This window comes from Streptomyces curacoi (genome assembly GCF_001513975.1).
In the GTDB taxonomy this organism is placed as follows: domain Bacteria; phylum Actinomycetota; class Actinomycetes; order Streptomycetales; family Streptomycetaceae; genus Streptomyces; species Streptomyces curacoi.
On sequence record NZ_KQ947984.1, the window covers coordinates 56906 to 80177 of the forward strand.

The window sequence follows — 23272 nt, forward strand, 5'->3', positions numbered from 1 at the left end:
GCGGCCTTCCTTGACGATTCCATGGCCGCACGGGCTTCGGTACGGGGCGCCCCTTCGCCGCTCGTCCACGGCGATGAGCTGGGCGGGCGGTCCGGGCCGCGGCCAGGGCAGGGCCGGGCGGCGGGGGCGCCTTGCCGTGACGTACGGCACGCCGGGGCTCGCGGCGCGGGCCTCGCGGGCCGTTGTCAGTGGTCGCTGCGAGACTGGGCAGCAGGTCGGAATCCGGCGGTCGACAGCAGTGGATCCCAGTGATTGGTCACGAAGGGGTGATCGGCATGGCAGGCACGAGCGACGGGCGTCCGAGTATCTACCCGGCGCTGCTGTACGCGGACGCGAAGGCGGCGATCAAACAGCTCACGGAGGCCTTCGGGTTCACGGAGCTGGCGGTGTACGAGGGCGAGGACGGCTCGGTGACGCACGCCGAGCTGGTGCAGGGCAACGGCGCGGTGATGCTCGGTTCGAAGGGCCGCGGCGGTGTCTTCGACGCCGCGATGAAGGACGCGGGCAGGACCGGGGTGTACGTCGTCGTGGAGGACGTCGACGCACACCACCGACGGGCCGTGGAGCACGGGGCGGAGATTCTGATGCCCCCGACGGACCAGGACTACGGCTCACGGGACTACATGGCCCGGGACGCCGAGGGCAATGTGTGGACCTTCGGCACGTACGCGCCCGAGTTGGCGGGCTGAGCGCCGGTCCGGCTCAGCTGCCCCCGGTGTGCACCTGGAAGGCGGCGCGGCGCACGGCCTTCGCGAGGGCGGGGTCGGGGTGCGCCGCGGCGAGCGCGACCAGGACCTGCACGGTGCGGGGGTGACCGACGGCGCGGACCTCGTCGAGGAGCATCGGCACCGTGGGCTGCACCGCGGCCTCCAGGTGCCGTACGAGCATCGGGGCCTCGCCGTGGTCGGCGACGGCGGCGGCGGTGTCGACCCACAGCCAGGTGGCCTCTTCCCGAGTGAGCACCTCGTGGGCGTCCTCGGGGTCGACGCCGTCGTGCTCGGCGAGCCACAGCAGGGCGTACGGCCGCAGGGTCGGCTCGTCGAGGACGGCGCGTACGTCGGGCTCGGCGGGGGCGCCCACGACCCGCAGCGCCTCGAAGGCGAGGCCGCGCAGCAGGGCGTCCTCGCCGCGGGCGGCGGCGAGGAGTTCGGTCACGGCGCTGCCGACGGGGCGGGCGGCGAGCCAGGCGCGGTATTCGTCGCGGGCGGCGTTCGGGCGGAGCTGGGCACAGCCGCGGAGCATGTCCTCGGCGGACTGCTCGATGTTCCCGGCCGGGCTCTGGGCGGCGACGCAGATCTGCTCCAGCTTGACCCAGACCGCCCAGCTGCCCAGCGGGGTCAGCGTGGCCTGCCCGTCGCCGTAGGTGAGGGCGCCGACGGAGGCGAGGGCGCGCAGGGCCCAGTCGAGGAGAGGGGCGAGGGGCGTGTCCTCGACGGCGGTCGCGTCCGCGAGGGGCTCGGGCTGCGGCCCGTAGGGGATCTCGCATCTCTCGGTGCGCAGTTCGGTGACCCGCTGCTCCAGCAGGTCCAGGAGCTGCTCCTCGGGGACCGGTCCGGCGGACAGCTGCAGGAAGGAGAGCACCTGCGGCATGGCCGAGACGACGTCGGCCACGGCGGCGCCGTGCTCGTGCTGCTCGGGTTCCGGGTGCGCGAGCGACCAGGCGTCGAAGAGGGCGACCCAGCCGCGCAGGACGGCGCTGTCGTCGCGGTCCCACGCGCGCAGCCGCCAGCCGGGGCGGGCCCTGTCGCCGTGCACCTCGACAAGTCCGGCGAGGCGGGCGGTGTCCCAGTCGGCGCGCACCTGAGCCACGGTCAGGCCGAGGTCCCGCGCCGCGCGTTCGGCGGTCTCGTCGGAGAGGGTGCCCTTGCCGTCGGAGGCGCCGCCGTCCCGGCCCGGGCCCAGGGCGGCGTCGGCCCAGTGGGCGACACGGGCCGCGGCGGCCAGACCGGAGCGCGCCATTCTGGCCAGCTCGGCCCGGGCCGGTGTGCCCTCCGGAGGGCGCGGTGCGGGGCGGCGTGGGCGCCGCTGGTTCACGGCTCTGGGGGCGGCGGCCAGGGGTCGCGGGCGGACGAGTCGAAGCCTGGAGTCGCGCGGGATACGGGACGTCACGGGTGCAGTCTTGCGGTTGACGGTCCGAAAACCCAAACGGAATGTCACGAGGGGCGACGGGGATGGCCAACGCACGGGGCCTTGCGGACGGCAGGGGACTGACAACAGGCCAGTGGTACGGGGTTAAACGGAATCTGCGGGGCCGGCCGGCTGGGGGATCACATGAGCGGTGTGATGAATCGGCGCAAAGACTCCTCATAACCCTCGGGGTCGGCGTTCCACATGGCGGCGTGGGGGGCGTTCCTGACCGTCTGGAGGGCCACCAGGTTGGGGTGGGCCGCGGCGAGGCGGCGGGACAGGGTCCAGGGGGCCACCCTGTCGTCCGGGCCGTGGAAGACCAGGGTCGGCACGGTGAGGTGGTCGGGGGCACGGGAGCCGGCGAGGCGGTCGGCGTACAGGCCGGTGCGGCCCTGGGCCGCGCGGACCGCGAGCGGCAGCAGCACGCTCGGCGTGTGGCGGGCCGCGGCGAGGGCGCGCAGCGTGGCTTCCCAGCTGAGGACCGGGGAGTCCAGGACGAGGCCGGAGACCCGGTCCCTGAGCCCCGAGTGCGCGGCGGCGCGCAGCGCCATCGTGGCGCCGGTGGACCAGCCGAGCAGCACCAGCTGCCGGGCTCCGTACCGCACGGCGTAGCGCATCGCCGCGTCCAGGTCGCGCCACTCGGTCTCGCCGAGGTGGTTGAGGCCGTCCGGCGGGCGGGGTGCGCCGAGGTCGCCGCGGTAGGCGAGGGCGAGGACCGGGAAGCGGCGGCTGTGGAGGAACTCCATGAGGTTCATGGCGTGTTCGCGGGTGGTGCCGAGGCCGTGCACCGCTATGACCCAGGTGTCCCGTGCCCCGGGGACGAACCAGGCGGGCAGGGCGCCGAGTTCGCCGGGGATGTCGACGTCGGCGTGGTCGAGGCCGAGGGCGGCGCTCGGGTTGCCGACGTAGACGTTCGGGGTGAGCCAGACGCTGTCGCCGGGCTGGAGGGTGCCGTGGGTGACGCGGTCCAGGCGGCGTACGACGGTGTCGGCGGAGTGTTTCGCCGCGGCGAGCACGGGGCCGACGACCGCGTGCGAGGCGTCGCCGGAGAGGCCGTAGGTGCCGGGGCGCAGGGAGGCGAGGTCGCGGGTGAGCGCGATCTGGCCGGCGGCCGTGGCATGCACGGTGAGCCGGGGTTCGGTGGGCAGGGGTTTACCGGCGGGCGCCTTGAGCGCGGCCCCACTGGCGAACCGCCCGGCGGCGACGCTCGCAGCGCCGGCCGCCAGAGCCACGGTGACGGCAGCGGCCGTCGCTTTGACAGTGCGCACGCATCCAGTGTCCCGGCGTAGGCGAGGAGCGGCCAGTGGGAGGACGGTGCGGAGTGAGGTCTGCCGGTTGCCGTCGCCGCGCGCCCGGCGCTACGGCTGGCCGGGGGTGGGTCGCGCGGCCCGGCGCTACCGGGGCGCCTCCCCCAAGCTCTTCGAGCAGGGGGTACCCCCAGCGCCCACCCGTGCCGCCCCAGCGGCACGACTGCCCGCGGCTGGGCGGACATGGCTGAGCGGGCGTGGTCGGCCGTCGGGTAAGCCACCCGCGGTCGGACGGGCCCGCAGTCGCGTACGGCGGGAAGGGGACGTGCCGGGTGGTGTCCGCCCGCAGTGACCGGCGTCAACACGCGGCACCTCCTGGCCCAAGGGGGCCGCCGGTCCGAGGACGGACACCCCCCGGCGCGGCCCCGATCCACAACGCAACCCAAGGCGCTACGCGCACCCCCGCCCAACCCCCACAGGCCGCCGCAGGCATTCGCACGCGAACCCCCACCGACCCCGCACAGGCCGCCGCAGGCATCGGCCACCCGCACCCCACCGCCGGAGGCACCCGCAGGCATCGCACGCGCACCCCCGGCTACCCCCGCTGCCCGTACCCCCGCAAGCGCTCCCCCACCTCCGCCACCTGCCCCTCCGACAGCAGCGTCGGTGACAGTCCCGGCACCGATGACGCCGTGAGCCACAGGTGGCACATCCACTCCAGTTGGGCCGTGCGGTCGTAGGCCTGGTCCAAGGTCGTGCCGTAGGCGATCGTGCCGTGGTTCCGGAGGAGGCAGGCGGTGCGGTCGGTGAGGGCCTGGAGCATGTTCTCGGCCAACTCCCGGGTGCCGTACGTCGCATAGGGGGCAACCCGGACCGGTCCTCCGAGGGCGGCGGCCATGTAGTGGATCAGCGGGAGCTCCGGCACCAGCGTCGAGACGGCCGTCGCGTGCACGGCGTGGGTGTGGACGACGGCGCCGGCGTCCGTGGCCCGGTAGATCGCGAGGTGCATGGGCAGTTCACTGGTCGGCACCAGCTCACCCAGCACCTGCCCACCGTCCAGGTCGACGCCCGTCACGTCCTCCGGCGTCAGCCGGTCGTACGGCACTCCCGACGGCGTGACCAGCACCGTGTCACCGACACGCACCGAGACATTCCCGGACGTGCCCACGACCAGCCCCTCGGCCACGGTCCGGCGGGCTGTCACCACGAGCGCCTCCCAGGCATCCGCCTCCTCGGGGCGCACACCCCTCCGCCACGGCTCCCCCGCATCCTGTGCGCCCTCCCGCACATCCCGCCCGCCCCCGGCACCCCGCTCGCCCCACTGATCATCAGCCATGCGGCGATCCTGCCAGGCGGCACCGCGCCACGACCTCAAGTCACCGTCGAACCGGGGCACTTTAGGGCGGAGGACGGGCGTCCGGAAGAGTGCATATACGGATACATCCACCTCTTCCCGTGCTTGGCCTGCAATCGATCAGGATTATCAGATCTTCCAGTAATCTCTGGGAGATTTGTCGTGCACGTCGCCATTCCGGGGGGAAATATGGCCCGTGATCGCAAACCGTCCCGTCACCGCGCCCGCCTCATAGCGGCATCCGTGGCGGCGCTCGCCCTGGGGGGAACCGCACTCGCCGAGGTTCCGGCCGCGGCGGCCGGAAAGCCCAGGGGCCATGACGTCTCTTCGCACCAGAAGAACGTCAACTGGCAGAATTCCAAGGCGAAGGGCGCCAGGTTCGTCTACGTCAAGGCGACCGAGTCCCACACCTACCGCAACCCGTACTTCAACCAGCAGTACAACGGCTCCCGCAACGTGGGCCTGTTCCGCGGCGCGTACCACTTCGCGCTGCCGAACAAGTCGTCGGGCAAGACGCAGGCGCAGCACTTCGTGCGCAACGGCGGCGGCTGGACGCCGGACGGCTGGACCCTGCCGCCCGCGCTCGACATCGAGTACAACCCGTACAGCAAGCACAAGTGCTACGGGCTGAGCAAGGCGAAGATGGTCGGCTGGATCCAGTCCTTCAGCAACGAGGTGAAGCGGCTCACCGGCCGCCGTCCGGTGATCTACACGACCACCCACTGGTGGAACACCTGCACCGGCGCCAGCCGCGCCTTCGCCGCCAATCACGCACTGTGGACAGCCCGCTACGACTCCGCGACCGCGGGAGCGCTGCCGGCCGGATGGCAGTTCTGGACCATCTGGCAGTACGACAACGGCAGCGGCAGCCTGCCGGGTGACCAGAATCTCTTCAACGGGTCCATGACCCAGCTGAGGAAGTTCGCCCGGGGCCACTAGCCCTGCGGCGCCTGGGCCGTGCGCTGCCCGGCGGTACGGGAGCCTCCGCCCATTGGAGAAACCCTGCCTCCCGGACACCGCGCGGCCTGCCCCAGTTCACCTTCCGTTCACTCAGGTTACCTACGTTCAGACAGCCAATGACCTCGAACGATTGCCTGGGTAAATGGAAAACTTCTCGCTGATCCTCGCGATTGTGGTGGTAACCGCACTCGCGTTCGATTTCACGAACGGTTTCCACGACACCGCCAACGCGATGGCCACGACCATCTCGACCGGTGCGCTCAAGCCCAAGGTCGCGGTGGCCATGTCCGCCGTGCTGAACCTTGTAGGCGCTTTCCTCTCCGTGGAGGTCGCGAACACGATCTCCAAAGGTCTCGTCGACGAGAGCGGCATCCGTCCCGAGGTCATCTTCGCCGCGCTGGTCGGCGCGATCCTCTGGAATCTGCTGACCTGGCTGGTGGGCCTGCCCTCCAGCTCCTCGCACGCCCTCATGGGCGGTCTGATCGGCGCCACCATCGCCTCGGCCGGCCTCGGCGCGGTCCACGGCGACGTGCTCGTCACCAAGGTGCTGATCCCGGCGATCGCCGCCCCGCTGGTCGCGGGCCTCGCCGCGATGCTGGCCACGCGGCTGACGTACTCCCTGGGCAAGAAGGCCGACGGTCAGGCCTCGGCGAAGGGCTACCGCGCCGGCCAGATCGCCTCGGCCGGTCTGGTCTCCCTCGCCCACGGCACGAACGACGCGCAGAAGACGATGGGCATCATCACCCTCGCCCTGGTCGCCGGCGGCACCCTCGCCCCCGACTCCGACCCGCCCATGTGGGTCATCCTCTCCGCGGGCGTCGCCATCGCGCTCGGCACCTACCTCGGCGGCTGGCGCATCATCCGCACCATGGGCAAGGGCCTGACCGACCTCCAGCCGCAGCAGGGCTTCGCCGCCCAGACCAGCGCGGCCACGGTCATCCTGGCCTCCTCCCACCTGGGCTTCTCCCTCTCCACCACGCACTCCGTCTCCGGTTCGGTGATGGGCGCGGGCCTGGGCCGCAAGGGCGGCGTGGTCCGCTGGTCGACGGCCACCCGGATGTTCGTCGCCTGGGGCCTCACGCTCCCGGCCGCCGCCCTGGTCGGAGCGCTCGCGGAGTATGTGACGGGCTTCGGCGACTGGGGTACGGCCCTCGTCGCGGTCTTCCTGGTCAGCTCCAGCGCCGCGATCTGGAAGATCTCCCGCCGCGAGATCGTCGACCACACGAACGTCAACGAGACCGACGAGCCGGCCGGCGTGGTGACCACGGCCATGGCCGCCGTGACCCCGCCCCCGGCGGGCACGGTGACCGAGGACCTCACGGCCACGATCCCGGCCCCCGCGACCGAACCGGCGGCCACGCCGGCCACCCCGGTCTGAGCCCCGCCCACCCGGTAACGAAGGAAGCAGCAGCATGAAGATCGACTGGGCGGCTCTCGGCTCCGTCTTCGGAGTCAGTCTCGTGGTCACCGTGGCCCTGGTGGGCCTGTTCACCCTCGGCATCGCGGGCCTGTCCCGCCAGGAGAAGGCCTCGGCACAGGGCGGCTCGGCCGCGCTCGCGGTCACCGGCGCGTACGCGTGCTTCGCGGCGTGTGCGGCGGCTGTGGGGTACGGGATCTATCTGATCGTGGCCTGACCGACGAGGTCCGACGTACGGCACGCACCGGGCGGGTGCGGGGACGGTGTTCCCCGGACCCGCCCGGTCTGCGTTTCCGGGCTACCGCGGGCAGGGGGAGTCCGTCACCGCTCCGACGTCGTTGAGGATCCTCAGCTCCTCCGGGGTGTACGGGGTCCAGTGACGGCACAGGGTCCTGCGCCAGGCCTCGGCGTCCAGAGGGATGGTCAGTCGGGAATTGGCCTGGTGATAGGTGAGACGGCCCGCTGCCAAGCGAAGGTCCTCGGGGGCGGCCGTGAAAGGAAACGTGACATAGGGACCGTCCCGGTCCTCAGGTCGCCACAGCGCAAGGCTGTCGGTTCCGTTGCCGGTCAGCAGGGTTCCGTCATCCGCCAGCGCCGCCGCCGACACGTCTTCGTCCGCCTCGACGGCCGGTCCCAGGCGCTTGCCGGTTGCCACGTCCCACCGCTGAATGGTTCTGCCGTCCAGTCTCGTGGCGACCGTCCGTCCCCGTGGGCCGAACACGAACATCACCCCATACTCGTCCGCCACCGTGATGCCGGTGTTCCCGCGCACCCGCCCGGTGTCGATGTCCCAGACGACGACTTCGCCGCTGCTGTGGCCGATGAACACTTCGCTACGGTCTCCGGGACGGACTGCGATCCCCGTGCAGGGGTCGCTGAGAGCGTCGCATGGATACTCGTCCAGGACCGAGTCCTCGTCCGATGCCACGTCGTATCGGATCAGTCGGTCGGACGTCTGGACGACCACCTCGCTGCCCTGGAGGGGAGCAAGGTCGACGAGGCCCGGAAAGGACCGCACACGCACCTTCCGCGGGCTGTCCGGATCACGGACGGAGACCTCGTCCGCGTCCTGCAGCACCAGGTGGTTGCCGTCCATGGTGAAGAACCCGTCGGCAACGCCCTCTTCGATTTCCTCCGCCGCCACCGGTTCCGCGTGGCTTTCCTCACCCCGGTGAGCCACCACCAGTTTCACGTCGTCACCGTTGTTCACGACCTGCGCGCGGTACTCGCCTCCCGGGCTTCTGATGTACGAGTCATCCAGTAAGCCGGAAAAGGGCTCCAGGCTCGGCAGCGGCATGCTGCGCTCCTCCCGCGTCCGCACCACCAGAAGATCCGACCCGGCGGCCACCAGCAGGCGCGGGGCGGCCCCGTCCTCGTCGCCCGGGAGGACGCCGACGGGCAGTTGCTCCTCCTCCCTGTCGGACGAGGGGACACCCGGCACGCGGTACCGCCTACCGGTCTCCACATCGACCACCTCGTACTGGCTCACCCGATGACTGACCGACTCCAACGCATAGCGCCCGGTGAGGTCTGAACGGTCCGCATTGACGGCCAGGAACCGCCGTCTCGCATCGCCGGGCGAGCCCGTCAGCCGGAGCTCATGCCAACCGTGCCCCTGGTCCACCACGACACCCCCGCCCCTGCGGGCGAGCCACTCGGCGTCCGCGATGGGGTGCGGGTTCGCGCCGGTCACCCGGTTCTGCACCCGTGCTTCCTTGACGTCCTCCTCGTCACGACTGAGATAGACCACGTCCCTTCCCTCCCCGACCAGCGCGGCGTCGGACGCCTCCGAACCACTCGGCAGCCCCCGCTGTGACGCCTTCTCCGCCTTTCCTGTGCGGCTCCGCCAGACCTGGACGTGGGAGCTGTGCGCAGTCTCTTCGTCGGTGAGATGGTCGGCCGCGAGGCGGAGCAGCAGTCGGCCGCTGTCCGAGAAGTCGAGGGCCACCGTCGCGGGCTTGTGCTCGGTGCCCAGCACCGGCTGCGGGCTGGTCCACAGGAGTTCCTCGGCGCGTACGTCGTAGCAGTGGAGCGTCCCGTCGGTGGTCACCACGGCCAGCAGCTCGCCGTCATCGCTCAGCTCGGCGTGATCGGGTGGTCCCCCGGTCAGTCCCGGCACCTGCCACGGGCTCGGCCGCCCGTCGGCGAGACCCGTCCACACCCGGGCGTGCGGGACGCCGTCCAGCCCGGCGGACGCGGTCACTACCGTGGAGCCGTCGGGGGTGACGTCGATGCTCCGGATGAGCTCGGACCCTTCCCCCGCATGCCCGGAGACCACCGACATACCGCCGAGATAGGCCTGGAGCAGCGCCTGCCGGGCCTCCTTGCCGGGATCGGTGTGCCACGCGGCCACGGACAGCCGCGCGGCCATGCCCGGATCGGTCGCCGCCAGCCGGACGGCCTCCTCCGTCAGCCGCCGGGACGCCATGGTCCGCACCCGCTCCTCCACGGCCAGCTGCCCGCGCCACGTCAGCACCGCGAGATAGCCGGCCAGCAGCGCCAGTACGACCATCACCGCCGTAGCCGCCCGCCAGCGCCGCAGTGCGCGTTGCTGGTGGCGGCGGCTCAGCTCGACGTAGTCCCGCTCGGCCTGGGTGATGTCGTCGCGGTGGTCCGGCTCCCCGAGCCGCTCCAGTGACGTGGCCAGCATCGTCCCACGCAGCAGCGCGCCCGGTTCCTCCCCCGTCTCCTTCCAGTGGGCGAGTGCCTGCAACAGGCGTTCCTGCCAGGCCCGGAAGGCGCGGGAATCGTCCAGCCACTCCCCCAGCAGGTCCCAGCGGCGCACCAGTTCCTCGTGGGCGAGGTCGACGATGGGGTCGTCGTCGGGACCGTGGGTGATGCGGATGAAGCGGGTGTGCGTGGCCAGGGCCTCGGCAACGGCCCGGAGGTCCGGCGGCAGGGGCGCGAGGCGTACCGGCTTGCGGGTGAAGCCGCCCGCGTCGTCGGGGCGGGCGAGTTGGGTGAACAGACGGCGGACCGGCGCCTCGCCATACGCGTCGATGACCTCGCCGACCCGCTGCTCGGCGTGGGCGGACAGGGCTCCGGCGACACCGCCCAGGGCCTCGTAGCCGGAGTGGGTGAGGCGGATGCCCTTCTCGTGCCCCCAGAGTTCCGTGAGGGCGAACTCCACGAGGGGCAGATGGCCCGGTTCGTCCTCGGCGTCGTCGACGATGCGTTCGGCCAGGCCGGTGTCGAGGGTGAGGCCGGGGACACGGGCCGCGGGGCCCTCGACGGCACGCAGGAGGCCGGCTCGGTCGAGGGGCGCGACCACTTGGGCGCAGTCGCTGAGGACGCGGGCGGTGCCGGGGTCGGCGAGGTCGTCCAGGCATGACGAGCGCAGCGTGGCGAGGACGCGCAGCTGCCGTCCGTCGGCCGGGACCGAGACCATGCCGGCCATCAGGGCCAGCAGGGCGCGGGCGGTGGCCGGTTCGGCGGCGACGGTCTCCTCCAGCTGGTTGAGGAAGAAGACGTGGCCGCGCGGGCCGCAGTGGTCGAGCAGACGTCGTCCGAGTTCGGCGGGGGTCATGCCGTCGGCGGAGTCCAGCAGATCGGCCAGGGCGAGCGCGGCGCGCTCCTGCTCGACGACGGCCAGGGCGTTGCCGGGCACGGCGGGCCCGGCGGGCGCGGGATCCTCCGACGCGAAGTCAGCGGCGGACCGGGGCACAACACCCGACACGGACGCCGAGCCCGACTCAGAACGAGGACCCGGCACCGCCCCAGGCCCCAAAGCAGACCCAGGCGCGGCAGAAGCGCCCCCGCCCGGCCCCACGAAAGCACCCCCGCCCGCCCCCGAAGAAGCGCCCTCACCCGCCCCCACGGCTGCCACCGCCCCCGCCTCCAGCACCCCCACCACCGCCCGAGCCACCGTCACCGACGCCCGCGTACCCGGCAGTGGGCGGATCTCGGAGACGGTGAACCCCTCGGCCCTCAGGCGGGGCAGGACCCCCGCCCGCACCAGGGAGGTCTTCCCGCTGCCGGACGGGCCGACGACCGGCACCACCAGGTGCCGGTCGACCGCGTCGAGGAGCCGGCGGGTCTCCTCCTCGCGGCCGAAGAAGTACTCGGCGTCCTCCTCGCGGAAGGCGTCGAGTCCTCGATAGGGGCAACGGCGCTCGCCGGGCAGGAGGTCCAGGAGGGCGGCGGCCGGGATCAGATACGACGTCACCGCCGAGGCACCGCGGTCGGTCGCGACCGTCATGCCGATGACCGCGCCCAGGTTGTCGTCCCAGACCGGGGCCCCGCTGCATCCGGGGCCGATGCGGTGGGCCGGGCCGTCCGTCTCCATCGAGATCCAGCCCTGGCCGACCGCGCCGAGCAGCCGTCCACCGATCCAGGCACCGTGCTCGGCGCTGGCGGGGAACCCGAGGACGCGGAACCGGTGTTGCCAGACGTCACCGGCGGCCCCGAGACGCACCGCGCCGGCGGGTGCGCCTTCCGGCAGCCGCAGCAGTGCGATGTCCCCGCTGCCGTCCTCGGCCACGGGCCGCCAGGCCGACACCGACGCCTCGTATCTCACCGCGCCCGGCCGCAGCGGGAACTCCACGGTCACCGCCGACGCGGGCGGCGTCGACGAACTCGCGTCGGTGTGCAGCGCGTCGGCGACGACATGGGCGCAGGTGGCCACCGTGCCGGGCGCCAGCAGGAACCCGGTCCCGACGGGCCGCCCGTCGCCGCCGCACACCCGTACCACCGTCGCGCCGAGATCCTCCAGGAAGCCCGCCGATTCCCCCGGTGCTCCAGCTTCGTCAATGTTCATACGGTTTAGTGGAGTTCCCCATATCTCGGATATCTCGTAGTACTTCGTACCTCGTATTGGAGGGGGCGCCGCCTCCCGCCGCAACCGGCTTCACGGAACGCCACCCGCCACGGGGAATTCGCCCGGAGTCGGTCCGCCGGGCCCGGGCGGCGTGCTAGCGGGTGTCGCCATGTGGGGTTCTGCACACTCCCCCGCCGCAGGTCAACAGCAAGTTGACGCCCCTTCCAACCCCGTGGTGGACTGCCGGAGCCATGTACGGCGGCAGGAGAGGAAGCCGGTGCGAGTCCGGCGCGGTCCCGCCACTGTCACCGGGGTAGAAAGCCCCGGGAGCCAGGAACTCTCACCGCCGGTCTCGTCGAACCAGGGCGTGGACACCCTGAGTGAGGACATAACGCGATGCTCGCCTGCCGATCGAGATGCAGTGTCGGACCCTCGTCTGAACCGACGGTCGGCTGACCCCGATGCGTGCCGATCGCGTCTTCGCGTACGGCGCCGCCGCCGGACTTTTCGGTGATCTGCTGCTCGGCGACCCTCGCCGGGGGCATCCGGTCGCCGTGTTCGGGCGGGCCGCCGGGGCCGTGGAACGGGTGTTGTGGCGGGACCATCGCGGGTGGGGCCTGCTGCACACCGCCGTGTGCGCGGGGAGTGCGGTGGCGCTCGGCGCCGCGGCGCAGCACGTCGTACGTCCGTCCCGTACCGCCTCCGTCGCGCTGACCGCCGCCGCCACCTGGGCCGTTGTCGGCGGGACCTCGCTCGTGCGCGAGGCGCGGGTCATCGGGCGTGCCCTTGAGGCGGGGGACGTCGAGCGGGCCAGGGACCGGCTGCCGCATCTGTGCGGGCGGGATCCGCAGGCGCTGGACGCCGACGGGATCGCCCGGGCCGTCGTCGAGTCCGTCGCCGAGAACACCTCCGACGCGGTCGTGGGGGCACTGGTGTGGGGGGCCGTCGGCGGGGTGCCGGGGCTCGTCGGGTTCCGGGCGGTGAACACGCTGGACGCCATGGTGGGGCACAAGTCGCCCAAGTACCGGCGCTACGGATGGGCTTCGGCGCGCCTGGACGACTTGGCGGGCTGGCCGGGCGCGCGGCTGACCGCCGTGCTGGCCGCCGTCGCGGGCGGTGACCCCCGGGGTGCCGTACGGGCCTGGCGTGCCGATGCCGGCCGGCACCCGAGCCCCAACGCCGGGCCCGTCGAGGCCTCGTTCGCGGGTGCCCTCGGGGTGCGGCTGGGCGGGACGCTGTCGTACGGCGGGCGGGTGGAGCACCGGCCCGTGCTGAACGGGGCGACCGGACGTGCCGTTCAGGTCGCGGACATCGAACGTGCCGTACGGCTTTCGCGCCGCGTGAGCTGGCTCGCGCTGGGCGTGTGCGCCGGCGCGCGGCTACTCACGAGCGATCGCTTCAAGAATCGCTTCAAGAGAGGACGTACGTCATGAGCGGCGCAGCGGGCGGTGGACTGCTCGTCGCCGGCACCACCTCCGACGCCGGCAAGAGCGTCGTCACCGCCGGGATCTGCCGGTGGCTGGTGCGGCAGGGCGTCAAGGTCGCGCCCTTCAAGGCGCAGAACATGTCCCTCAACTCGTTCGTGACGCGGGAGGGCGCCGAGATCGGGCGGGCGCAGGCCATGCAGGCCCAGGCGTGCCGGGTCGAGCCGACCGCGATGATGAATCCCGTGCTGCTCAAGCCCGGTGGCGAGCAGAGCAGCCAGGTCGTGCTGCTGGGCAAGCCGGTGGGCGAGCTGAGCGCACGCGGGTACCACGGCGGGCGACAGCAGGCGCTGCTGGGGACCGTGCTGGACTGTCTCGCCGAGTTGCGGGGCACATATGACGCGGTGATCTGTGAGGGGGCCGGTTCTCCGGCCGAGATCAATCTGCGGCGGACCGACATCGTCAACATGGGCCTCGCCCGCCGTGCGCGGCTGCCCGTGCTGGTGGTGGGCGACATCGACCGCGGGGGCGTCTTCGCCTCCTTCTTCGGGACCGTCGCCCTGCTGTCGCGCGAGGACCAGGAGCTCGTCGCCGGGTTCCTCGTCAACAAGTTCCGGGGGGATGTCAGCCTCCTGGAGCCCGGCCTGGACATGCTGCACGGGCTCACCGGGCGGCGGGCGTACGGCGTGCTGCCCTTCCGGCACGGGCTCGGCATCGACGAGGAGGACGGGCTTCGGGTGTCCCTGCGCGGGACGGTCCGGGAGTCCGTCGTCGCGCCGCCCGTGGGCGAGGACGTGCTGCGGGTCGCCGTGTGTGCCGTGCCGCTGATGTCGAACTTCACCGATGTCGACGCCCTGGCCGCCGAGCCGGGTGTGGTGGTGCGGTTCGTGGACCGGCCGGAGGAGCTGGCCGACGCGGACCTGGTGGTGATCCCCGGTACGCGCGGGACCGTTCGCGCGCTGGAGTGGCTGCGGGAGCGAGGGCTCGCCGAGGCTCTCGTCCGCAGGGCCTCCGACCACAGGCCCATCCTCGGTATCTGCGGGGGTTTCCAGGTCCTCGGCGAGCACATCGAGGACGACGTCGAGAGCCGGCGCGGGCATGTCGACGGCCTAGGGATCCTGCCCGTCCGGGTGCGGTTCGCCCGCGAGAAGACCCTGACCCGGCCGGTCGGCGAGGCCCTCGGCGAGCGGGTCGAGGGGTACGAGATCCATCACGGGGTCGCCGAAACAGCGGGGGGCGAGGCCTTCCTCGACGGCTGCCGGGTCGGCCAGACCTGGGGCACGCACTGGCACGGCTCGCTGGAGTCGGACGGCTTCCGGCGGGCCTTCCTGCGCGAGGTGGCGGCCGCCGCGGGCCGTCGCTTCGTGCCGGCCGACGGCACATCGTTCGCCGCGCTGCGCGAGGAGCAGCTCGACCGGCTCGGCGACCTGATCGAACAGCACGCGGACACGGACGCGCTCTGGCGGCTCATCGAGTCGGGCGCGCCGCAAGGACTGCCTTTCATCCCACCGGGAGCGCCCGCATGAGCACAGTGTTGTTGTTGTCGACCGCCGACACGGACCTGCTGGCGGCCCGGGCCGCCTCCGGTGCCGACTACCGGATCGGCAACCCGACCCGCGTGGACGTCGACGGCGAACTGCCCGCGCTGCTGGACGGGGCGGACATCGCCGTCGTACGGCTGCTGGGCGGCAAGCGGGCCTGGGAGGACGGGCTGGCCAGGCTGAAGGCCTCGGGCATCCCGACCGTACTGCTGGGCGGCGAGGCCGTGCCGGACGCGGAGTTGATGGCCGAGTCGTCCGTCCCGGCCGGCGTGGTGGCCGAGGCGCTGAAGTACCTGGTCGAGGGCGGGCCCGCCAACCTCACGGAACTCGCGCGGTTCCTCTCCGACACCGTGCTGCTGACCGGCGAGGGGTTCGTCGAGCCGCAGAAGATGCCGGAGTACGGCGTCCATGGCGAGCGTCCTGCCGTCGAGGGCCGTCCGACCGTCGGCGTGCTCTTCTACCGGGCCCATGAGCTGAGCGGCAACACCGCCTTCGTGGACACCCTGTGCGACGCCATCGAGGCGCACGGCGCCAACGCCCTGCCCGTGTACTGCGGTTCCCTGCGCGGTGCGGACCCGGAGCTGTTCGCGCTGCTGGCGAAGGCGGACGCCCTGGTCGCCACCGTCCTCGCCGCGGGCGGCACGCACGCCTCGCAGGCGTCGGCGGGCGGTGACGAGGAGGCGTGGGACATCGGCAGGCTCGCCGAGCTCGACGTGCCGGTGCTGCAAGGTCTCTGCCTCACCTCCTCGCGTGCCGCCTGGGAGGAGTCGGATGCCGCCCTCTCCCCCATGGACGCGGCGATGCAGGTCGCGATCCCGGAGTTCGACGGCCGGCTGATCACCGTCCCGTTCTCCTTCAAGGAGCAGGGCCCGGACGACGTGCCCGTGTACGTCGCCGACCCGGAGCGGGCCGCGCGCGTCGCCGGGATCGCCGTACGGCACGCCCGGTTGAAGCACAAGCCGAACGCCGACAAGAAGCTCGCGCTCGTCTTCACCGCCTACCCGACCAAGCACTCGCGTGTCGGCAACGCGGTCGGCCTGGACACGCCCGCGTCGGCGGTGCGGGTCCTGGACGCCCTCAAGCAGGCCGGGTACGGCCTGACCGAGTACCCGGACAACGGCGACGAGCTGATCCACCGGCTCATCGAGGCCGGCGGGCACGACGTCGAGTGGCTGACCGAGGAGCAGCTGGCCGCCGCGCCCGCGCGGGTGCCGCTGGCCGACTACCGGGCGTGGTTCGACAAGCTCGACCCGGAGCTCAGGGACGCGATGGTCGAGGCGTGGGGCGAGCCGCCGGGGTCGCTGTACGTCGACGGCGAGGACATCGTGCTGGCCGCGCTGCGGTTCGGGAACGTCGTCGTGATGATCCAGCCGCCACGCGGCTTCGGCGAGAACCCGATCGCGATCTACCACGATCCGGACATGCCGCCGTCGCACCACTACATGGCGGCGTACAGGTGGCTGGAGGCTGCGACATCGCAGGGGGGCTTCGGCGCCGACGCGATCGTGCACATGGGCAAGCACGGCACGATGGAGTGGCTGCCCGGCAAGGGCCTCGGGCTCAGCGGCGGTTGTGCCCCCGACGCCGTCCTCGGCGACCTGCCGCTGATCTACCCGTTCATCGTCAACGACCCCGGCGAGGGCACCCAGGCCAAGCGGCGCGGGCACGCCACCGTCGTCGACCACCTCGTGCCGCCGATGGCACGGGCCGACACCTACGGCGACCTGGCCAAGCTGGAGCAGCTCCTCGACGAGTACGCGCTCGTCTCGGACCTTGACCCGGCGAAGGCACCGGCCGTGCGCGCCCAGATCTGGACGCTGGTCAAGGCGGCCGAACTCCACCACGACCTGCATGTCGCGGAGCAGCCGGACGACGACGAGTTCGACGAGTTCGTCATGCACATCGACGGCTATCTGTGCGAGATCAAGGACGTGCAGATCCGGGACGGTCTGCACATCCTCGGCGGCGGTCCGGTGGGCGAGCCGCGCGTGAACCTGGTGCTCGCCGTGCTGCGCGCCTCGCAGGTGTGGGGCGGGCAGGCGAACGCGCTGCCCGGGCTGCGGGCCTCGCTGGCGGCCCACTTCGGGCTCGTCGAGAAGGAGTTGCTGGCGGAGCCGGGTGCTCCCGTGAAGGTGCCGGCGGAGCTGACGGAGCTGGTCGAGGGCCCGTCGCGTACGGCCGCCGACAGCATCGATCTGCTGGAGCAGCTGTGCCGGCGGATCGCGGAGGGCATGGAGGAGCGCGGCTGGGCGGTGGCCGAGAGCGGCCCGATGATCCGTGCCGTCCTCGGCACCGAACTGCCGGAAGCGGCCCGGGTGTTGGAGTTCGCCTGCACCGAGGTCGTGCCCCGGCTCGCCCGCACCACCGACGAGATCGGCCACATCCTCAAGGCGCTCGACGGCGGTTACGTCCCGGCGGGGCCTTCGGGATCGCCGACGCGCGGACTGGTCAACGTCCTGCCCACCGGCCGGAACTTCTACTCCGTCGACCCCAAGGCCATCCCGTCCAGGCTGAGCTGGGAGGTCGGGCAGTCGCTGGCCGACTCGCTGGTGCAGCGGTATCTCCAGGACACGGGCGAGTATCCGAAGTCCGTCGGCCTGACGGTGTGGGGCACGTCCGCGATGCGCACCCAGGGCGACGACATCGCCGAGATCCTCGCCCTGCTGGGCTGCCGTCCGGTGTGGGACGACGCCTCGCGGCGGGTGACCGGCTTCGAGGTCATCGGCCTGGCGGAGCTCGGGCGTCCTCGCATGGACGTCACGGTGCGTATCTCGGGCTTCTTCCGGGACGCCTTCCCGCACGTCGTCGGCCTGATCGACGACGCCGTCCGCGAGGTCGCCGAGCTGGACGAGCCCGCCGAGCGGAACTTCGTCAAGGCCCACGCCGACGAGGACACCGCCGAGCACGGCGACCGGCGGCGCGCGACGGCCCGTGTCTTCGGCTCCAAGCCGGGCGCGTACGGCGCCGGTCTGCTGCCGCTGATCGACGCCCGCAACTGGCGCAGCGATGCCGACCTGGCCGAGGTGTACGCCGTCTGGGGCGGCTACGCCTACGGGCGCGGGCTCGACGGGCGGGCGGCGCGCGGGGACATGGAGACCGCGTTCAAGCGGATCGCCGTCGCCGCGAAGAACGTCGACACGCGCGAGCACGACCTCGTCGACGCCGACGACTACTTCCAGTACCACGGCGGCATGGTCGCCATGGTGCGGCACCTGACCGGCGCCAACCCCGAGGCGTACGTGGGCGATTCGGCGACTCCGGACCAGGTGAGGACCCGGACGCTGGGCGAGGAGACCCACCGCGTCTTCCGCGCCCGCGTCGTCAACCCGCGCTGGATGGCGGCCATGCGCCGGCACGGCTACAAGGGCGCCTTCGAGATGGCGGCGACCGTGGACTACCTCTTCGGCTACGACGCGACCGCGGGCGTGGTCGACGACTGGATGTACGAGAAGCTGTCGGCCGAGTACGTCTTCGACGCCGAGAACCGGGACTTCATGAAGAAGTCCAACCCGTGGGCGCTGCGCGGCATCACCGAACGGCTCCTGGAGGCCGCGGACCGCGGCCTGTGGGCCGAGCCGGACGCGGACACGCTGGAGCGGCTGCGCGCCACCTACCTGGAGCTGGAAGGCGACTTGGAGGGCGACGAGAAGTGACCACCCCCTTTCCCTTTACGGCCGTTGTCGGCCAGGACGACCTGCGGCTCGCGCTGCTGCTGAACGCCGTGTCGCCGGCGGTGGGCGGTGTGCTGGTGCGCGGCGAGAAGGGCACCGCCAAGTCCACGGCGGTACGGGCCCTTTCGGCGCTGCTGCCCGAGGTCGCGGTCGTCCCCGGCTGCCGTTTCTCCTGTGACCCCGCCGCGCCGGACCCGTCCTGCCCGGACGGGCCGCACGAGAGCGGCGGCGGCGCCGAGCGCCCGGCCCGCATGGTCGAACTGCCCGTCGGCGCCTCCGAGGACCGGCTGGTCGGCGCGCTGGACATCGAGCGGGCGCTCGCCGAGGGCGTGAAGGCCTTCGAGCCCGGCCTGCTCGCCGACGCGCACCGCGGGATCCTCTACGTCGACGAGGTCAACCTCCTCCACGATCACCTGGTCGACCTGCTGCTGGACGCGGCCGCGATGGGTGCGTCGTACGTGGAGCGCGAGGGTGTCTCCGTGCGGCACGCGGCGCGGTTCCTGCTCGTCGGCACCATGAACCCGGAAGAGGGCGAGCTGCGACCGCAGCTGCTCGACCGGTTCGGGCTGACCGTGGAGGTGGCGGCCTCGCGGGAGCCGGAGCAGCGGGTGGAGGTCGTACGGCGGCGGCTCGCCTACGACGACGACCCGGCCGGCTTCGCCGCGCGCTGGGCCGACGAGGAGGCCGCCGTACGCGGGCGGATCGTCGCGGCACGGCGGCTGCTGCCCTCGGTGCGGCTCGGTGACGGGGCGCTGCGGCAGATCGCGGCGACCTGTGCCGCGTTCGAGGTGGACGGGATGCGGGCCGACATCGTGATGGCCCGTACGGCCACCGCGCTGGCCGCGTGGGCCGGACGGACCGAGGTGCTGGCCGAGGATGTGCGGCAGGCCGCGCTGCTGGCGTTGCCGCACCGCCGGCGCCGTAACCCCTTCGACGCGCCGGGGCTCGACGAGGACAAGCTCGACGAGACGCTGGAGCAGTTCTCCGGGGAGGGCGACGAGGACCCCGACCCGGACGGGCCCGGGGGCGGGGGCGGTGGGCAGCCGCCTGCCGACTCCGACGGTGGGCCGCAGGGCGGTGACACCGCGGCGCGTCCCGAGGCCGGGGAGGGCGAGCCGCAGACGTCCGGGGCCGGTTCGGGCGAGCAGCAGGCCGTGCGGGCCTCCGAGCCCTTCCGTACGAAGGTGCTGAGCGTGCCGGGCATCGGCGAGGGTGCCGCCGGGCGGCGCTCGCGAGCCCGGACCGAGCACGGGCGGACGACCGGGGCCCGGCGGCCCCGGGGCGCGCTGACCAAGCTGCATCTGGCGGCGACCGTGCAGGCCGCCGCGCCGCATCAGCGGGCTCGGGGCCGGTCGGGGCCGGGGCTGGTGGTGCGCCGGGACGATCTGCGGCAGGCGACACGGGAGGGGCGCGAGGGGAATCTCGTGCTGTTCGTCGTGGATGCCTCGGGGTCGATGGCGGCCCGGCAGCGGATGAGTGCCGTGAAGGGGGCCGTGCTGTCGCTGCTGCTGGACGCCTATCAGCGGCGGGACAAGGTGGGGCTGGTGACGTTCCGGGGGTCGGCCGCGGATGTCGCGCTGCCGCCGACCTCGTCGGTGGACGCGGCGGCGGCTCGGCTGGAGTCGCTGCCGACCGGTGGGCGGACTCCGCTCGCGGCCGGGCTGCTGAAGGCGCATGACGTGCTGCGGGTGGAGCGGCTGCGGGATCCGGCCCGGCGGGCGTTGGTCGTCGTGGTGACGGACGGGCGGGCCACCGGTGGGCCCGAGCCGGTCGCGCTGGCCGGGCGGGCGGCGCGGCTGTTCGCGGCCGAGGGGGTCGCCTCGGTGGTCGTCGACTGTGAGTCGGGGCCCGTGCGGCTGGGGCTCGCGGGGCAGCTCGCGGGTGAGCTCGGCGGTACGGCGGTGACGCTGGACGAGCTGCGGGCGGAGAGCATCGCCGGACTGGTGAAGGACGTACAGAGGAGGGCCGCGTAATGCCTCAGGGGCAGCCGAGTGTCGTACCGGACGACGGGCTGACCACCCGTCAGCGTCGTAACCGGCCTCTGGTGGTCGTGCACACGGGGGTGGGCAAGGGCAAGTCGACCGCCGCCTTCGGGCTCGCTCTGCGTGCCTGGAACCAGGGGTGGCCCATCGGGGTGTTCCAGTTCGTCAAGTCGGCCAAGTGGAAGGTCGGCGAGGAGAACGCGCTGCGGGTGCTGGGAGCGTCCGGGGAGGGCGGGTCCGTCGACTGGCACAAGATGGGTGAGGGCTGGTCGTGGGTGCAGCGCGACGATCAGATGGACAACGAGGAGAAGGCCCGGGAGGGCTGGGAGCAGGTCAAGCGGGACCTGGCCGCCGAGACGTACCGGCTGTACGTGCTCGACGAGTTCGCGTACCCGATGCACTGGGGGTGGGTGGACACCGATGAGGTGATCGACGTGCTGCGGAACCGGCCGGGGACCCAGCATGTGGTGATCACCGGGCGGAACGCGCCCGACAAGCTCGTCGACTTCGCCGACCTCGTGACCGACATGTCCAAGGTCAAGCACCCCATGGACGCGGGCCAGAAGGGCCAGAGGGGCATCGAGTGGTGACTTCTTCCGTCCCTCGGCTGGTCATCGCCGCGCCCTCCTCGGGCAGCGGCAAGACCACCGTTGCCACGGGGTTGATGGCCGCGTTCGCCGCGCGGGGGCTTGCCGTGTCCCCGCACAAGGTGGGGCCGGACTACATCGATCCCGGGTATCACGCGCTCGCCACCGGGCGGGTGGGGCGGAACCTCGACGCGTATCTGTGCGGTCCTGAGCTGGTCGGGCCGTTGTTCCTGCATGGGGCGCGGGGCTGTGACCTCGCCGTCGTCGAGGGTGTGATGGGGCTGTACGACGGAGCCGCGGGGGAGGGTGAACTGGCGTCCACCGCCCATGTCGCCAAGCTCCTGCGGGCGCCGGTCGTGCTGGTCGTGGACGCGTCGTCGCAGTCGCGGTCGGTGGCGGCGCTCGTGCACGGGTTCGCGTCCTGGGATCCGGAGGTGCGGGTAGGGGGCGTGATTCTGAACAAGGTCGCGTCGGATCGGCATGAGGAGTTGCTGCGGGACGCCCTGGATCAGGCGGGGGTGCCTGTGCTGGGGGTGCTGCGGCGGGTGGCCCAGGTGGACACGCCGTCGCGGCATCTGGGGCTGGTGCCGGTCGCCGAGCGGCACGCTGCCGCTGTGGAGGCCGTGGCGGCGATGGCGGCGCAGGTCTCCGGCGGGTGCGATCTGGAGGCGTTGCTGGGGTTGGCGCGCGGCGCGGGTGCGTTGTCGTGTGCGGCTTGGGATGCGGCTGAGGTTGTGGCTTCCTCGCCCCCGCCGCCCCTTCCCGTCCCGACCCTGGGGGCTGCCGCCCCCAGACCCCCGCTTAGGCCCCAAGGGCCTCGTCCTCAAACTCCCCCAGAGGGGGCACCCCCAGACGGGATGGTGGTTGCCGTCGCCGGGGGCCCCGCCTTCACCTTCTCCTACGCCGAACACGCCGAGCTGCTCACCGCCGCCGGTGCCGAAGTCGTGCCCTTCGACCCCCTGCGGGACGAACAACTCCCGGACGGGACCCGCGGCCTGGTCATCGGGGGCGGCTTCCCCGAGGTGTATGCCGCCGAGCTGTCCGCCAACGAACCGCTGCGCAAGGCCGTCGCCGCCCTCGCGCAGAGCGGTGCTCCCGTCGCCGCCGAGTGTGCGGGCCTGCTCTATCTGTGCCGTGAGCTCGACGGGCAGCCGATGTGCGGTGTGCTCGATGCCACCGCCCGGATGAGCGAGCGGCTCACCCTCGGGTATCGGGACGCCGTTGCCGTCAGCGACAGCTCCCTCGCCGCCGCCGGGACGCGGATGCGGGCGCACGAGTTTCATCGGACCGTCGTCGAGCCGGGCTCGGGGACGGCACCCGCGTGGGGTGTGCGCGCCCCGCGAAGGCGGGTCGAAGGTTTCGTACAGCAGGGCGTGCACGCGAGTTATCTGCACACGCACTGGGCCGCACGGCCCGGTGTCGCCCGTCGGTTCGTGGAGAGGTGCCGGACGTCATGAGCAGCAGCAGGTTGATCGGAGTCGGGGTCGGTCCCGGTGATCCGGAGCTGGTGACCGTCAAGGGCGTCAACGCGCTGCGCGCCGCCGATGTCGTCGTCGTACCCGTCATGGACACCGGCGAGCGGGGCCGTGCGGAAGCGACCGTGCTGCACTACGTGCCCGAGGAGAAGGTCGTCCGCGTCGTGTTCGCCCTCAATGAGCGGACCGACCGGGCTCGGCGCGAGGCCGCCTGGGACGCGGCGGGTGAGCGGGTGGCCGAGCTGCTGCGCCGGCACGCCGTCGTCGCCTTCGCGACCATCGGTGATCCCAACGTCTACTCCACCTTCACCTATCTCGCCCAGACCGTCGGCGAGTCGGTGCCCGACACCGTCGTCGAGACCGTGCCCGGCATCACCGCCATGCAGGACCTCGCCGCGCGGTCGGGCGCCGTGCTGACCGAGGGGACCGAGCCGCTCACGCTGGTGCCCGTCACCGCCGGGGCGACCGTGCTCAAGGAGGCCCTCGCCGGGCCCGGGACCGTCGTCGCCTACAAGTTCGGCCGGCAGGCCCGGGAGGTCGCCGAGGCGCTGCGGGAGACCGGGCGGATCCAGGACGCGGTGTGGGGGTCCGCGCTCGGGCTGGAGGAGGAGTCGATCCGGCCGGCCGCCGAGCTCGACGGCGCTCCCCTGCCCTATCTCTCGACGCTCATCGCACCCGCGCGGCGCGACGGCGGGCGGGGCGGCAAGCTCTGACGCCCGTACGCCGCCCCG

At 72.6% G+C, this 23272-nt stretch carries 15 protein-coding genes and 1 riboswitch; of the genes, 11 read left to right on the forward strand and 4 right to left on the reverse strand.

Features of this window, described 5'->3' with window-relative positions:
• The first annotated feature begins 275 nt into the window (after positions 1–275).
• Positions 276–689, forward strand: a complete 414-nt coding sequence (locus tag AQI70_RS00295) for a VOC family protein (RefSeq protein ID WP_062144855.1) — start codon at positions 276–278, stop codon at positions 687–689.
• Between the two features lie 13 nt (positions 690–702).
• On the opposite strand, the gene AQI70_RS00300 is transcribed toward AQI70_RS00295, so the two are convergent.
• The 3 genes from AQI70_RS00300 to AQI70_RS00310 all read right to left on the reverse strand — a co-directional run bounded on the left by AQI70_RS00300 (position 703) and on the right by AQI70_RS00310 (position 4710).
• On the reverse strand, positions 703–1959 hold the full coding sequence (locus tag AQI70_RS00300) for a hypothetical protein (RefSeq protein ID WP_062142381.1): 1257 nt from the start codon (positions 1957–1959) through the stop codon (positions 703–705).
• Positions 1960–2267: 308 nt separating this feature from the next.
• Complete coding sequence (locus AQI70_RS00305; protein ID WP_062142383.1) at positions 2268–3395, reverse strand: alpha/beta hydrolase; 1128 nt, start codon at positions 3393–3395, stop codon at positions 2268–2270.
• Positions 3396–3969: 574 nt separating this feature from the next.
• On the reverse strand, positions 3970–4710 hold the full coding sequence (locus tag AQI70_RS00310) for a class II aldolase/adducin family protein (protein WP_062142385.1): 741 nt from the start codon (positions 4708–4710) through the stop codon (positions 3970–3972).
• A 207-nt stretch (positions 4711–4917) separates the two neighbouring features.
• Between AQI70_RS00310 and AQI70_RS00315 the strand changes: the two genes are divergently transcribed.
• The 3 genes from AQI70_RS00315 (at position 4918) to AQI70_RS00325 (ending at position 7322) form a co-directional block, all read left to right on the forward strand.
• The gene (locus AQI70_RS00315; protein ID WP_062142387.1) at positions 4918–5667 is read left to right on the forward strand and encodes a lysozyme; all 750 of its coding nucleotides are present in this window, start codon (positions 4918–4920) and stop codon (positions 5665–5667) included.
• Positions 5668–5830: 163 nt separating this feature from the next.
• Positions 5831–7066, forward strand: coding sequence for an inorganic phosphate transporter (locus tag AQI70_RS00320; RefSeq protein WP_062142389.1), 1236 nt, complete (start codon positions 5831–5833; stop codon positions 7064–7066).
• Positions 7067–7100: 34 nt separating this feature from the next.
• Entirely contained in the window at positions 7101–7322 is a 222-nt protein-coding gene (locus AQI70_RS00325) for a hypothetical protein (protein ID WP_062142391.1), read from the forward strand.
• 81 nt (positions 7323–7403) lie between these two features.
• Here AQI70_RS00325 and AQI70_RS00330 read toward each other — a convergent pair whose 3' ends face one another.
• On the reverse strand, positions 7404–11861 hold the full coding sequence (locus tag AQI70_RS00330; protein ID WP_062142393.1) for an nSTAND1 domain-containing NTPase: 4458 nt from the start codon (positions 11859–11861) through the stop codon (positions 7404–7406).
• A 219-nt stretch (positions 11862–12080) separates the two neighbouring features.
• Positions 12081–12220, forward strand: a riboswitch (cobalamin riboswitch).
• A 102-nt stretch (positions 12221–12322) separates the two neighbouring features.
• Between AQI70_RS00330 and AQI70_RS00335 the strand changes: the two genes are divergently transcribed.
• The 7 genes from AQI70_RS00335 to cobI are packed head-to-tail and all read left to right on the forward strand — an operon-like array spanning position 12323 to position 23254.
• Positions 12323–13294, forward strand: a complete 972-nt coding sequence (locus AQI70_RS00335; protein WP_062142395.1) for a cobalamin biosynthesis protein — start codon at positions 12323–12325, stop codon at positions 13292–13294.
• Positions 13291–14811, forward strand: a complete 1521-nt coding sequence (locus AQI70_RS00340; RefSeq protein ID WP_062142397.1) for a cobyric acid synthase — start codon at positions 13291–13293, stop codon at positions 14809–14811. The genes AQI70_RS00335 and AQI70_RS00340 overlap by 4 nt, the downstream gene beginning before the upstream one ends.
• Positions 14808–18479, forward strand: a complete 3672-nt coding sequence (gene cobN, locus AQI70_RS00345) for a cobaltochelatase subunit CobN (protein ID WP_062142399.1) — start codon at positions 14808–14810, stop codon at positions 18477–18479. The genes AQI70_RS00340 and cobN overlap by 4 nt, the downstream gene beginning before the upstream one ends.
• On the forward strand, positions 18476–20470 hold the full coding sequence (locus AQI70_RS00350; RefSeq protein WP_062142401.1) for a putative cobaltochelatase: 1995 nt from the start codon (positions 18476–18478) through the stop codon (positions 20468–20470). The genes cobN and AQI70_RS00350 overlap by 4 nt, the downstream gene beginning before the upstream one ends.
• A complete protein-coding gene (gene cobO, locus AQI70_RS00355) occupies positions 20470–21069 on the forward strand; it encodes a cob(I)yrinic acid a,c-diamide adenosyltransferase (protein WP_062142403.1) in 600 nt (199 codons plus the stop codon). Before AQI70_RS00350 ends, cobO begins: the two co-directional genes overlap by 1 nt.
• A complete protein-coding gene (locus AQI70_RS00360) occupies positions 21066–22523 on the forward strand; it encodes a cobyrinic acid a,c-diamide synthase CobB (protein WP_062144858.1) in 1458 nt (485 codons plus the stop codon). Before cobO ends, AQI70_RS00360 begins: the two co-directional genes overlap by 4 nt.
• A complete protein-coding gene (gene cobI / locus AQI70_RS00365) occupies positions 22508–23254 on the forward strand; it encodes a precorrin-2 C(20)-methyltransferase (RefSeq protein ID WP_062142405.1) in 747 nt (248 codons plus the stop codon). Before AQI70_RS00360 ends, cobI begins: the two co-directional genes overlap by 16 nt.
• Positions 23255–23272: the final 18 nt, after the last annotated feature.

Excerpts from the sequence above, each read along its gene's own strand:
- AQI70_RS00340 (WP_062142397.1), top strand. The coding sequence starts at position 13,291 with ATGAGCGGCGCAGCGGGCGGTGGACTGCTCGTCGCCGGCACCACCTCC.
- AQI70_RS00310 (WP_062142385.1), bottom strand. The coding sequence starts at position 4,710 with ATGGCTGATGATCAGTGGGGCGAGCGGGGTGCCGGGGGCGGGCGGGAT.
- AQI70_RS00335 (WP_062142395.1), top strand. The coding sequence starts at position 12,323 with ATGCGTGCCGATCGCGTCTTCGCGTACGGCGCCGCCGCCGGACTTTTC.
- AQI70_RS00320 (WP_062142389.1), top strand. The coding sequence starts at position 5,831 with ATGGAAAACTTCTCGCTGATCCTCGCGATTGTGGTGGTAACCGCACTC.
- AQI70_RS00330 (WP_062142393.1), bottom strand. The coding sequence starts at position 11,861 with ATGAACATTGACGAAGCTGGAGCACCGGGGGAATCGGCGGGCTTCCTG.
- AQI70_RS00325 (WP_062142391.1), top strand. The coding sequence starts at position 7,101 with ATGAAGATCGACTGGGCGGCTCTCGGCTCCGTCTTCGGAGTCAGTCTC.
- AQI70_RS00295 (WP_062144855.1), top strand. The coding sequence starts at position 276 with ATGGCAGGCACGAGCGACGGGCGTCCGAGTATCTACCCGGCGCTGCTG.
- AQI70_RS00300 (WP_062142381.1), bottom strand. The coding sequence starts at position 1,959 with ATGGCGCGCTCCGGTCTGGCCGCCGCGGCCCGTGTCGCCCACTGGGCC.
- AQI70_RS00315 (WP_062142387.1), top strand. The coding sequence starts at position 4,918 with ATGGCCCGTGATCGCAAACCGTCCCGTCACCGCGCCCGCCTCATAGCG.
- cobO (WP_062142403.1), top strand. The coding sequence starts at position 20,470 with ATGCCTCAGGGGCAGCCGAGTGTCGTACCGGACGACGGGCTGACCACC.
- cobN (WP_062142399.1), top strand. The coding sequence starts at position 14,808 with ATGAGCACAGTGTTGTTGTTGTCGACCGCCGACACGGACCTGCTGGCG.